Annotated in this window: 10 protein-coding genes and 1 pseudogene; 3 read left to right on the forward strand and 8 right to left on the reverse strand. The window is 62.9% G+C overall.

The genetic code is table 11. From position 1 onward, the window contains the following. Positions 1-100: 100 nt before the first annotated feature. The gene (locus PQQ53_RS16060; protein WP_238812881.1) at positions 101-499 is read right to left on the reverse strand and encodes an SHOCT domain-containing protein; all 399 of its coding nucleotides are present in this window, start codon (positions 497-499) and stop codon (positions 101-103) included. A 489-nt stretch (positions 500-988) separates the two neighbouring features. Between PQQ53_RS16060 and PQQ53_RS16065 the strand changes: the two genes are divergently transcribed. After that, positions 989-1,822: an amidohydrolase family protein gene (locus tag PQQ53_RS16065; RefSeq protein WP_408324823.1), complete on the forward strand. Its 834-nt coding sequence runs from the start codon at positions 989-991 to the stop codon at positions 1,820-1,822. Positions 1,823-1,911: 89 nt separating this feature from the next. Here the strand turns inward: PQQ53_RS16065 and PQQ53_RS16070 are convergent, their stop codons facing one another. The 4 genes from PQQ53_RS16070 to PQQ53_RS16085 all read right to left on the reverse strand — a co-directional run bounded on the left by PQQ53_RS16070 (position 1,912) and on the right by PQQ53_RS16085 (position 5,685). Then, entirely contained in the window at positions 1,912-3,564 is a 1,653-nt protein-coding gene (locus PQQ53_RS16070) for an FAD-dependent oxidoreductase (protein WP_408324825.1), read from the reverse strand. Between the two features lie 308 nt (positions 3,565-3,872). After that, complete coding sequence (locus tag PQQ53_RS16075; protein ID WP_408324840.1) at positions 3,873-4,949, reverse strand: FUSC family protein; 1,077 nt, start codon at positions 4,947-4,949, stop codon at positions 3,873-3,875. A gap of 168 nt (positions 4,950-5,117) precedes the next feature. Continuing rightward, positions 5,118-5,321: a hypothetical protein gene (locus PQQ53_RS16080; protein ID WP_408157279.1), complete on the reverse strand. Its 204-nt coding sequence runs from the start codon at positions 5,319-5,321 to the stop codon at positions 5,118-5,120. A gap of 70 nt (positions 5,322-5,391) precedes the next feature. Then, entirely contained in the window at positions 5,392-5,685 is a 294-nt protein-coding gene (locus tag PQQ53_RS16085) for a GYD domain-containing protein (protein ID WP_408146147.1), read from the reverse strand. Positions 5,686-5,880: 195 nt separating this feature from the next. On the opposite strand from PQQ53_RS16085, the gene PQQ53_RS16090 reads away from it, so the two are divergent. Then, the gene (locus PQQ53_RS16090) at positions 5,881-6,582 is read left to right on the forward strand and encodes a protein-L-isoaspartate(D-aspartate) O-methyltransferase (RefSeq protein ID WP_408146149.1); all 702 of its coding nucleotides are present in this window, start codon (positions 5,881-5,883) and stop codon (positions 6,580-6,582) included. Positions 6,583-6,920: 338 nt separating this feature from the next. Next, the gene (locus PQQ53_RS16095) at positions 6,921-8,021 is read left to right on the forward strand and encodes an NAD(P)-dependent alcohol dehydrogenase (protein ID WP_408157281.1); all 1,101 of its coding nucleotides are present in this window, start codon (positions 6,921-6,923) and stop codon (positions 8,019-8,021) included. A gap of 97 nt (positions 8,022-8,118) precedes the next feature. On the opposite strand, the gene tssJ is transcribed toward PQQ53_RS16095, so the two are convergent. The 3 genes and pseudogenes from tssJ to tssF all read right to left on the reverse strand — a co-directional run. Then, a complete protein-coding gene (gene tssJ, locus PQQ53_RS16100; RefSeq protein WP_408324826.1) occupies positions 8,119-8,730 on the reverse strand; it encodes a type VI secretion system lipoprotein TssJ in 612 nt (203 codons plus the stop codon). 53 nt (positions 8,731-8,783) lie between these two features. After that, a complete protein-coding gene (tssG, locus tag PQQ53_RS16105; RefSeq protein ID WP_408324842.1) occupies positions 8,784-9,776 on the reverse strand; it encodes a type VI secretion system baseplate subunit TssG in 993 nt (330 codons plus the stop codon). 74 nt (positions 9,777-9,850) lie between these two features. Beyond that, positions 9,851-11,197 (reverse strand): annotated as a pseudogene (tssF, locus tag PQQ53_RS16110) (type VI secretion system baseplate subunit TssF); the annotation flags it as partial. Positions 11,198-11,431 lie beyond the last annotated feature (234 nt).

The following is an 11,431-nucleotide window of genomic DNA, read 5'->3' on the forward strand; positions in this document are numbered from 1 at the left end:
ATCTCAGTTTCGCCGATTTCATTCGCACGTCACCTTCACGCCGTTCTCGTGTTTCGAGGTGACGCCACGGGCGAAGCTCAAAGCCTGGGGGTATCGCCGATTACTGCACCAGCCGCGCTCGCAGGCGCGCATGCTCCTCTGCCGAAATCGATCCCGCCGCTTTCAGCCGGTCGAGTTTTTCCAGTTCGTCCGCGGCACTGAAACCCACCACCTGACGCAGGTCTTCGCGAGCCTGTTTGGCGCGCGCCTGGTCGCGCTCGGCCATGCCCCGGCCTTGCGTCAACAGATAAGCGAATATGCCGATATAAGGCAGGATGATAAGCAGAATGACCCAGCCGACTTTCCCTAAACCAGAGACGTCACTGCGGCGGAACAGATCGCCCGATACCGTGATGAGCAACCAGAACCACAGGATAAACATGAATACGGAAAAGACGTCGGCCAGAAAATTCGGGAATGTGAAACCACCGTTAAAAAGCATTTCTTGTTCTCCAGTCATTCGAATTACGATTGAAAGGCACAAAAGCTATCCACGTATGGTCGCTTGCTATGGACGGCTTACGCGGTCGGCACAGTAGCGCTGGCAATTTACCATGAGAGCTGGTCAATTGTTCAGGTCTTTCTCGACGAACGGTATGAACGGCGCGGGTGGCGGAGACAACAGGTGCAAGCCGCTTGCTGGTCTTTCGGCAGGTATTCCATGAAGATCGAAGGCGAGCGGCCGGGGGGCATTGCGGCGCACTGGGTCGACGGGGCGTAACGGTATGCGCGTTTCATCTTCGTCCTCCTGTTTTCGCAGTTTGATGCCTACCCGTTTAAACTTTATAACTTATATCGGCATGATGACGCGAGATTTTTTTAGAGACGCGAGTACATTGCGTTGCCGCGCCGAAAGCCGATCGGGCCGCTTGCACTCGCCTACCCGGATACGCGCATACTTCCCTAGGTTGTGCACCACGATTACGCATCTCCCTGAGAACTCCTATCAATGAACATCTTCGATGAACAGAAGATCGACTGTCATAACCATATCTTCGATCCCGCACGTTTTCCTTATCGATCCGACACTGCCTATCGCCCATCGATGCAGGAGATCGGCACTGCCGCGCAGTTCACGCATGTGATGGATGCGTGCGGAGTTCGTCATGCATTGCTGGTCGGTCCGACGAGCGGCTATCGCACCGACAATCGCTGCATGCTCGACGCGATCGAGCGGGGCGGCGATCTTTTCAAGGGTATCGCGGTGGTCGATCACGCCGTGAGCCGCACGGAATTGCTCGACATGAAACGCGCGGGCGTGGTGGGCATCGCCTTCAATCCGGCGATGGACGGCGTCGACTCGATGGCCACTGCCGACGCGCTCTTCCATATGTTGACCGAGCTCGACATGTTCGCGCAGATCCAGACCGTCGGTGATCAACTGGTCACACTGCAAGCGCTAATCGAGCGGACCCGGACACGGATACTCATCGACCACTGCGGTCGCCCCGACCTCGCGGCGGGTATCGAACAGCCAGGCTTTCAGACGCTGCTGCGGCTTGCCGACAATGATCGCACCGTCGTGAAGATTTCCGGACTGCAGAAGTTCTCGCAGCTTGACTACCCGTATGAAGATGCGCAGATTTTCGTGCAACAGCTTCTTCGCACGTTCGGACCGGACCGTTGCGTCTGGGGTTCGGATTGGCCTTTCCTGCGCGCGCCGGCGCGGATGGATTACGCACCGCTTCTGACGCTCGTGCAACGCCTGATTCCCGATTCCGATGCGCGTCGGCGTGTGCTGTGGAGTACGCCGTGCCGGTTGTTCGGCTTCAGTGCGACGTGAGGCGTTGAATCGGCGGTTGGAATAGCGCATGGCAAACCAGCGCGTAGCTAGTAGCACGTAGCCGTCGCACCGTAAGTACCGGCTCCCCACTATCCAGCATCGTTCTGCAGATACTTATGAGCGAACGCAATCGCCATGCTGCCCTCACCCACCGCGGACGCAACGCGTTTAACCGGACTCAACCGCACGTCCCCGCAAGCAAATACTCCCGGCACACTCGATTCGAGCAGATAAGGATCGCGGCGATGAGACCAGCGTCCGGCCTTCACGACATCGTCGCCGGTGAGCACATAGCCGCGTGCATCGCGGGCGATTTCCCCGGGCAGCCAATCGGTCTGCGCATCGGCGCCGATGAACACGAACAATCCGCCGCAATCGTGCCGGCTCACCTCTCCACTGAGTGCGTCGCGCACATCGATCGCCGCCAGATGCGTATCGCCGTACGCGCCGACAACCTCCACCCGCAATTGCACCTTCACGTTGGACTTGCCGCGAAGCTGCTCGACAAGATAGCGCGACATGCTCTTCTCGAGCGAATCGCCGCGCAGAACCAGCGTCACCATGCGCGCGTGATTGGCGAAATACAACGCAGCCTGGCCGGCCGAGTTGCCTCCGCCGATCAGATAAACGTCAAGTCCGTGCGTAGCGCTCGCTTCGCTGCGTGACGCACCGTAGTAAATGCCTTTGCCGATGAAACGGTCGAAGCCGTCGATCATCAGACGCCGCCACGTCACGCCGGTCGCGAGAATGATCGTCTTCGCGCGAATCACGTCGCCGCCGTCGAGATGAACGTGCCGATTGTCGACGTCGATCCGGGCCACCGAGCGCGTCACCAGAATCTCGGCGCCGAGCCGCCTCGCCTGCTGCAATGCACGGCTTGCGAGTTCGTCACCGGACACGCCGTTCGGAAAGCCCAGGTAATTCTCGATACGCGACGATGTCCCCGCCTGCCCGCCCGGCGCTTCGCGCTCCAGCACCACCGTGCGCAAACCCTCGGACGCGCCGTACACCGCCGCGGCGAGACCGGCCGGCCCGCCGCCGATGATCATCGTGTCGTATTCGGCGAGGCGGGGCTGTGTTTGCAGGCCCAGCAACTCCGCCAGCTCGCGTGTCGCGGGCCGGTTCAGCACGCTGCCGTCGACCAGCCGCAGCGCGGGACAGTCCTCTTCCGCCGGGGCCGGCCCCGGCCAGCGCGCCGCCAGTTCGGGCGCGTCCACCGCGATCCAGTCGTAGCTGATCTGGTTGCGGGCCAGGAACTGGCGCAGCGCCGTGCAGGCGCCGTCCCAGCGGCTGCCGACCATGGTCACGCGGATCTTGGGCGGTTCGGCGGAAAGACCCTGCAAACCGCCGATGCGCTCCCGTGCGAGCGCCCCCATTTTCAGCGCAACGTCGGGTGACGCGGCGGCCAGCACGTAGTAGCGCTGCGCGTCCACCCGCATCACACGCGAGGGCTCGGCTGCCCGATAGGCGCCCGGAAACGGCGAACTCAGCGCGAGCGGCACTTCGCCGAAGAGGGTTCCCGGCAAGCGCCAGCCGAGCGTGCGCTCGACGCCGTCGAAGGTCTTGATGACTTCCATCTTCCCCGCGAGAACGACATACAGCGCGCGCTCGCCGCCTTCGTGAACCGCGAACTCACCGGCGCACAGATGGAGATCGGCGGACGTGTGCGCGAGATGCGCCAGTTCGTCGTCGTCGAGGGTGGCGAACAGGGGCACGGTGCGGATGTCGTCGATGGTCAGCATGGTCTCGTCCAACGGGCAAGTGAAGTGAAGCCCGGACCTGGTGATGGGTCCGCAGCGGGCACGACGCCGTAAAACTCCCCCTACCGATACTGCTGGACTAGCTATGTGACCGCATACCGCAAGCAACGTCGCGCGGCAAACGGCCGGCAGACCGGCGCAGTATAGAACGTTCTACAAGCCCAGGCCGCCACGCAATGGCGTTCCCGGCATGTTCAACGCGCGCGGGGATTCGACGTTCACCGCGTGTCCAACCGCGCGACAAACCTTGGCCGATCGCCGCGAACCATCGCTAACTTCGCGGCAACACTTCAGGACCGCAAAGGAAAGATCAGTTTCGCGGCCGCCAGTCCGAGCGCGCCGCCAAGGAGCGTTTCCCATGCGCGTGCGGCAAGCAGCGCAATCGAATGCTCACCGCCGATCGCCAAGGTCACGATCAGCGTGAAGGCGAATGCGCCGGAGGCGATGTCGTAGCGCTCGGGCAGCGCCATCGCGTAGACGATCATCGCGAGCGCGGCGGCGACCCAGGCCAGCAACGGCGCGTGCTCGACGAGCGGCAGACACACCAGACCCAACGGAACACCGATCAAGGTGCCGATGATCCGTCGACGCACCCGCGCCGCCGTGCCGTTCGCCGAGCCCGCGACGACGTAGGTGCACGCGGTGATCGCCCACGCCGACTCCTTGAGGCCGATCGCCTCGTTCAACGCGACCACGATCAGCGCGCCGCTTGCCGCCTGCAAGCCCATGATGAGTTCGGGCGCGAGTCCCCAACGGTCCGGCATATCGACGGGTGACAGCACGGTGGTCGCCGGACGTTCGGCCGGCCCGCTGAGCATGCGCGGAACGATCGACGCGAGCATCGCGATCAGTGCGGCGACGGCGAGCGCCGGCAGGTCGGCGAGCGTCAGGTGCGCGCCGTAGGCTAGCAACTGCCCGATGTAGACCTGTGAGCCGATTCCCGCGCCGAGAATGCCGAAACGCTTCAGATAGCCGACAAGGAACGCTCCCGTTACGAGCGTCAGTTCGGGGCCCGCGCTTGCGATGGCCTGCAGGAGCGGCGCAAAGCCGATGAACATTGCCGCGCCTAGTGCGGCGGCGGCGCACAGAAGCGTCAAATCCCGGCTGGATTCGGGCCGCGTGACACGCGCCTCCGACACACTTGCCCACAGCGCGAAGCCGGCGGCCAGCGAACCGACGGACATCGCGCCGGGTAGATTGTGCATGATGTCCTGCAATGTCCCGAGCGCCGCCGCAATGCCGTAGGCGGTGACGAGCCGCAGCCCCTTGATCCGGCGATGCATACCGGGATCGACCTGTTCCAGCCACGTGATGGCCGATCCGAAGGCCGTGAATTTGCGGTCGGTATGGGCCGGTTCGGCTGGAATGCACTCGTTCGACGTACAGCTCTGGTGGTCGGCGCTGACCGGCTGTTCGTTATCCTCGGAAATCGATTCTTGTTTCACGGCAGGCGTGTGGGTCGAATTGAGGTACTCGCGCGGCCCAACGTCCGCTTCAGACGCGCTTCAGCCGTCAGGCGAAAGCGGCTCGCGAGCCTAATGATCCACCGCCAGCGCTTTCAGACGGGCGTCGCCCGCGTCTTTCGCGGCGGCGCGCGTTTCGTACGTATCGTCCGATACGAGAGAGCGTTTCACCTCGCGGCTCCTGAAGTCGACCAGCGTAATCACCCACACATACGCGCCAGTCTGCTCGGCTGTTTGTACGAAAGCCTGCACGTCGCTTTTGTTGTCCGCATTCATCTTGATCTCCGAAGAGGGTCACGCAAGAACAGATTGCACAGGAGATCAACCCCTGTGCCAGCCGGCTAAATTATGGGAGCCGACCAATAATCGAACCGATTTCGTCTTTGGTGAAAGCGCGCAGTGTCTGCGTGCGGATATTGCCCGCCGAGCCCAATGCCAGGCCGAAAGCGGTGAAGCCTTGTTCGTCGGCGGCATCGATGACCGTGACAATGTCATATTCGCCCAACGTCCAGTAGATCTCTTTCATTTCGCAGCCGAAGCCTTTCGCCATTTCCGCCGCCTGCGCGGCCCGCTGCGGGCTGTTCTTGATCGTGCGGATGCCCTGATCCGTAAATTGCGCCAGAACCACATATTTCAGCATGATGATTCCCCTTACGATTGACACGTGTTGGGATTCGGACGCGCGAGCGGCGCCGCAAACGCCACGTATGGTTTTTGCCGTGCCGTTCTGCGCGTAAACTGATTCTAGGCAATCCAGTCGCCTGCCACGCGTCATTTGTCCGTATTCGATGAAGTGCCGGCATGCGGTGGCGCCTGCTGCAACACGGAGGTGGCTATGACCGACTTCAACGAGGCCCGGGAACGGATGGTCGAATCGCAGATCGCTCGCCGCGGCATTTGCAATCCGCGTGTCCTGGCGGCGATGCGGCGTGTGCCTCGCGAAGAATTCGTTGCCGCCGATCTGCGGGAATTCGCGTACGACGACACGCCGCTGCCGATCGGCAACGAGCAGACCATCTCGCAGCCGGCCATCGTCGCGGCGATGATCGAGGCCGTGGACCTGCGCCCCGGCGAACGGGTTCTCGATGTCGGCACCGGTTCAGGCTATGCCGCCGCGGTCGCCGCGGCGATCGCCGGCCATGTGTACTCGATTGAACGCCATGCCGGGCTGGTCGACTCGGCTCGGGAAATCCTGCGCAGACTAGGGATTTCCAACGTGACCGTGCATCACGGCGACGGCACGATGGGTCTCGCCGAATATGCGCCGTATGACGCGATCATTGCGGCGGCGGGCGGACCGCATGTTCCTCAGGCGTGGTGCGGGCAACTTGCGGCCGGTGGACGGATCGTCATGCCCGTGGGGCGCGATCCGCATTGTCAGCGGCTGATCAAAGTCGTGCGGCGCAGTGAACAGGACTATGAAAGAAGCTGGCTCGGCGAGGTCAGGTTCGTGCCGCTGGTAGGGAAGGATGGGTGGCCGGTGGAGGATTGCGGGGCGCGTGCGGGCGACGAGATGCTGCCGTGGGAAAACAGGTGAGCCGGCGTCAGTTACGCCAAAAAGCCCCTTCTCGACCGCTTTACTTTCTGCGTCAACACCATTGCGCTGTCCTTACGAAACACCAGCGAACGATAGAAGCGCCAGCCAATGCGTTCACACGCCCCCTTGATCTGGCGCAAGCATTTCGCCATTCGCCATGCTCTTCCCCTCGCAAAGCAGGCACTATTCCTGGCGGAGTAAGATGCAATCGCGGCTACGTCGGTGGAAAGTGGCGAAATAGCTGCGTCGGGTTCGCCAGTCGCACCTATGCGTTCGAGCAGGTGCCAAAGTGCGAGCACCTTTGAGATGCCGTTGCCCCCAACCGGAAGGAGACATTCATGACCGCAATGATGAAAGCCGCCGTATTCGTCGAACCGGGCCGTATCGAACTCGCCGATAAACCCATGCCCGACGTGGGTGCCAACGACGCGCTCGTGCGTATCACCACCACCACGATCTGCGGCACCGACGTACACATTCTCAAGGGCGAATACCCGGTCGCCAAAGGGCTGACGGTCGGTCACGAACCCGTGGGTGTGATCGAAAAACTCGGCAGTGCGGTGCGGGGCTATCAGGAAGGCCAGCGCGTGATTGCCGGAGCCATTTGCCCCAACTTCAACTCATACGCGGCGCAAGACGGCGTCGCGTCGCAAGACGGCAGCTACCTGATCGCCGCAGGCCTGTGCGGGTGCCACGGCTACAAGGCGACGGCGGGCTGGCGTTTCGGCAACATGATCGACGGCACCCAGGCCGAATACGTGCTCGTGCCCGACGCGCAGGCCAACCTCGCGCCGATCCCCGACGGCTTGACCGACGAACAGGTGTTGATGTGTCCCGACATCATGTCCACCGGTTTCAAGGGCGCGGAAAACGCCAACATCCGGATCGGCGATACGGTGGCCGTATTCGCGCAAGGTCCCATCGGCTTGTGCGCCACGGCGGGCGCGCGGTTGCTGGGGGCCACCACCATCATCGCAGTGGACGGCAACGAACACCGCCTCGAGATGGCCCGCAGGATGGGCGCCGATGTCACGCTGAACTTCAAGAATTGCGATGTGGTGGACGAGATCATGAAGCTCACGGGCGGACGCGGCGTCGATTCGTCGATCGAGGCGCTTGGGACGCAGGGCACGTTCGAATCCTCGCTGCGTATTCTCAAGCCGGGCGGCACGCTGTCGAGTCTTGGCGTGTACTCATCCGACCTGACGATTCCGCTCGGCGCCTTCGCGGCCGGTCTCGGCGACCACAAGATCAACACCGCGCTTTGCCCTGGCGGAAAAGAGCGCATGAGACGGCTGATGAACGTGGTGGCGTCCGGACGTGTCGAGCTTGGCCCGCTGGTCACGCACCACTACAAGCTGGACGACATCGTCGCCGCGTACGATCTGTTTGCGAATCAGCGGGACGGGGTGCTGAAAGTGGCTATCAAGCCGCATTGAGCGGAACACCGGGGGGCATGCAGGGTCGTGTCGTCGCGCGACAGGGCGCGCGACGCAATGACTACTGCGCACTTCGAACTCGAGCGATTCGCGCCGCTCATCCCGCCTGCGTCCCGTACTCCGTCACCGCCGCGGGCTTGGGCTTCGGCGGATTAGGCATGCTTTGGAGCGGCGCGTTGCGCCTGATCGTGTCACCCGTTGCGCCGACGAGCGTCAGCATGTTGTCACGCGCCTCGATCTTCACCGGATCGGTCTTCTTCCATTGCTTCCTCGGAATCACGAGCTTCCACGTCGCGTCCTGGCCCGCGTCGCGAAAAAACGCGACCACGCCGACATATTCCGCGTCGCCGTTCATCGGCTCGCTGATGCTCGCGCTTGCATCGGGACGCAACACGACGTCTTTCGTCGCCAGCAGATCCGCCTTCAGCGTGTCGAGATCGTTCGTCTGCAACTGCCGATAGTCGAGTTGCTGAAACGTCTGCGGCGTCTTCAGCTGATAGATCCGCACCACCGTCGACAACGATCGTCCCGCACCGTCCGCATTCAACGAGGCCCGGCTGACGAGGTCCACGTTCATGGTTTTAACCTGTGTCGTGAACACCCATTTCGCGGCATCCACCGTGCTGTCCGTCACGGCCTGCCCCACTCCGCATCCTGTGATGGTCACGAGGGCGCACACCGAGACGCCGGTTCGAAGCTGTCGCATCATCCTGTTGATCCTCTTGTCTTGCTTATGCATTGATCGCTGCTCCCGTGGCCGGGTCAGTGCTTGTGTCGGTGCGCCGTGGATCGCTCACGGATGTCTCGCTCGCTGCCGCCCGTCCACGCCCCCAGTTGCACGCGTGTGACCTTAGCCGCAGCGGCGCCTGTGCGTGACGGCGGCAACTGCGTCGTGAAGCCCAGACTGACCTGGGCGGAGTTCAATTGCTGCGCCGGCATCAGGTCGGGGCTGACGTGCATTTCCAGATGCGCGCGCGCCTCGTAGCCGAGGTAAAAGCGCAGCAATGCCATCAGTTCGCGATGATTGCCGCGTCCTGGCATGAGTCCGAGCACCGCTTCATGCGTGTGCGGCGTAATCACCACGCGCACCGTATTCGCCCGATCGTAGAAACCGCGGCCCAGCAGGCAACCTTCGCCTAGCGCACCCGGCGTGTAATCGTGCGCGGTGATCCAGACCGGATGGAATTCCTCGACCTCGATCCGTGCGTCCGGCACCGCGTGCTGAAGCACGCCCGCCAGTCCTTCGGCTGTGCGCGTTTTCTGGCCCGCGAGACCGAGCATCGACAGCAGCTTGCGCGAGCCGACCGCCTGAGCGATCTCCGGCGCGCCGAAGCCAAGCCCCGCGAAGCTCAGCAGGTAGCGCGAAATCTCATCGGTCCCGCCGCTGCGAAAGCCCGCCGGATAGCGGTACTTGCGCCACACGCGGTAATACTGCGTGACCACACGGTGATGGAACAGGCCGAGAAACCCAGCCAGCGGCTCCGCGCCGTCGCGGTTCTGCGCGATCTCGTCGACGAAGTACGACGGCATGCGCGCATCGACTCCGTACAGCCCCAGAAAGGTCGTGCGAACCGTCGGCGGCGCCGACGCATTGTCCGGGCCATATTCGACCGCGTCGATCTCGCGGTTCGGAAATCCAAGCCGCACCCGCGAGCGAAAGCGCACCGGCTCGGCGGATGGCGAGTCGGTCGTGCCCAATGGGGGCTTGTCCGGTGCGGCCAGTTCGATCAACTCGCAGAAGCGGAAGAAATTCATCCGTGTGGCGTCATCGAGTAAGGCCGGCAGCAGCGTCCGGTCCGCGTACGATGCAAACTCCCTGCCCGGCGCGTTCAAAACGGTGCTCCTTCGCCCTTCGTATCGGGCCATTCGATGCGGCGGCCGGTCGGCTGCGACACGACGACGAGCTTCGTGAACAGATTCAGCGTCGCGTACAGCCCAAGGAAGCGGTTTAGCATCCCGCTAAACAATTCGACGTCGCCGTCGCCGGCAAACTGGTTACTGTCGAGCGTCACCTCGATCTCGACGCCGCGCTGCAATCCGCCCTTCACGAGCTTCTGCAACAGCCGGTGCTTCACATCGGTGATCGCGTCGACGCGGCGCCGGTTCAGCTCACCGTCGGTCCAGTCATACAGCGCCAGCGAGCCGCGCAAAATCTCCGGGTTCAGCAGCGACAGATAGTTCGGCGCGAGATGCGACAGCACACGCCAATGGAAACGGTCGCCGGTCGGCGGATAGACCGGCAGCGTCGGTGCGCTCAGGTTACGCACCGAGCCGATGTTGGTGAAACCGCTGCGCATCCTCGTAATGCCCGCTTCGCGCAGCCCCTTGCGCGGCAGCATGCCGTTGGTGCCGGTCACGGATAACGACAGCGTTTCCTTCGGCAGCGTCGCCTGCTGCTCCCAAGCATGACCGCCCAACACGACCCACGTGTCGAAGCGGCCCGAGGGGCCGCGCCGCACGCGCGTGTGGAAATAGCGCTCCGGCATTTCATGCCGCAGCATGCCGCCGCGATGACGAAACGACGCGAACGGCGCGTATTCGAAGCGCCGGCCCGAGCTTGCCTCGAAGCCCTGCACGGTATCGACCGAATAGACATCGACGTGCTCGCCATACTGCTCGATCGCGTGGACACGGTATTCGGTGTCGAACTGCGTGGCGACGATCGGGTCCGCTTCCAGTTGAAAGAGGTTGATGATCGGCGTGCAGAAGAGGCGCACGTTGTCGGCGGAGAAGCGCATATCGTCCGGATAGCTCTTTTCCAGCACGACCTCGATGTCGAAATACGGCGCATCCTGCGCGATGGCCTCCATGTCCAGACCGAGCAGGTCCACGAACATGAATTTCTCGGGGAACGTGAAGTACTCGAGCAGCAACTGATAGCCGCCGAACGCGTTATCGGCCTTTGGCCATAAGCGCTCGTTGCTCGCGAAGCCGGCCGGTTCGATGCGCAAGCCCGGCATCGCTTGCGGCGTGCCGGGACGATCAGCCGGATAGCCCGGCACGCGCACGTTGATCGCCATGGGCCTCGCGGTGAGCGCCGCATAGAGCGCGAGCGCGACGGGCCGGTCCGCGTTCAGGAACAGGCGCAGGCGCGGCACGTCCAGTTGCTCGCGCCGCGCCTGCGGCTGCACTTCGAGCCGCAAACGCAGCACCGAGCGGCCGTCCTCGCGCGCGTATCTGCATCAGGAGGGGCTGGTGAGGTTTGGCACGCACTTTACGCTTGATGGGCAGACGCGGCTCGATATGCTTAAGGGGGAGGTGGGGCGGGATTGAGGGTGAATGAACGGCCCCGCAAACCGAACAGGTGTCACTGCGAAAATCACCTGGCATTGGCCGCTGGAGGTTGCCGGATACCTACCGACCAGCGTGTGCGTGAGAACCGAAGCAAAGCAACACCACACGCCTCTATA

It is taken from the genome of Paraburkholderia strydomiana, from assembly GCF_046030495.1.
GTDB lineage: Bacteria > Pseudomonadota > Gammaproteobacteria > Burkholderiales > Burkholderiaceae > Paraburkholderia > Paraburkholderia strydomiana_A.

Bases quoted from the DNA above. Each gene is read 5' to 3' on its own strand.
- PQQ53_RS16060 (WP_238812881.1), bottom strand. From the start codon at position 499: ATGACTGGAGAACAAGAAATGCTTTTTAACGGTGGTTTCACATTCCCG.
- PQQ53_RS16065 (WP_408324823.1), top strand. From the start codon at position 989: ATGAACATCTTCGATGAACAGAAGATCGACTGTCATAACCATATCTTC.
- PQQ53_RS16070 (WP_408324825.1), bottom strand. From the start codon at position 3,564: ATGCTGACCATCGACGACATCCGCACCGTGCCCCTGTTCGCCACCCTC.
- PQQ53_RS16080 (WP_408157279.1), bottom strand. From the start codon at position 5,321: ATGAATGCGGACAACAAAAGCGACGTGCAGGCTTTCGTACAAACAGCC.
- PQQ53_RS16085 (WP_408146147.1), bottom strand. From the start codon at position 5,685: ATGCTGAAATATGTGGTTCTGGCGCAATTTACGGATCAGGGCATCCGC.
- PQQ53_RS16090 (WP_408146149.1), top strand. From the start codon at position 5,881: ATGACCGACTTCAACGAGGCCCGGGAACGGATGGTCGAATCGCAGATC.
- PQQ53_RS16095 (WP_408157281.1), top strand. From the start codon at position 6,921: ATGACCGCAATGATGAAAGCCGCCGTATTCGTCGAACCGGGCCGTATC.
- tssJ (WP_408324826.1), bottom strand. From the start codon at position 8,730: ATGATGCGACAGCTTCGAACCGGCGTCTCGGTGTGCGCCCTCGTGACC.
- tssG (WP_408324842.1), bottom strand. From the start codon at position 9,776: ATGAATTTCTTCCGCTTCTGCGAGTTGATCGAACTGGCCGCACCGGAC.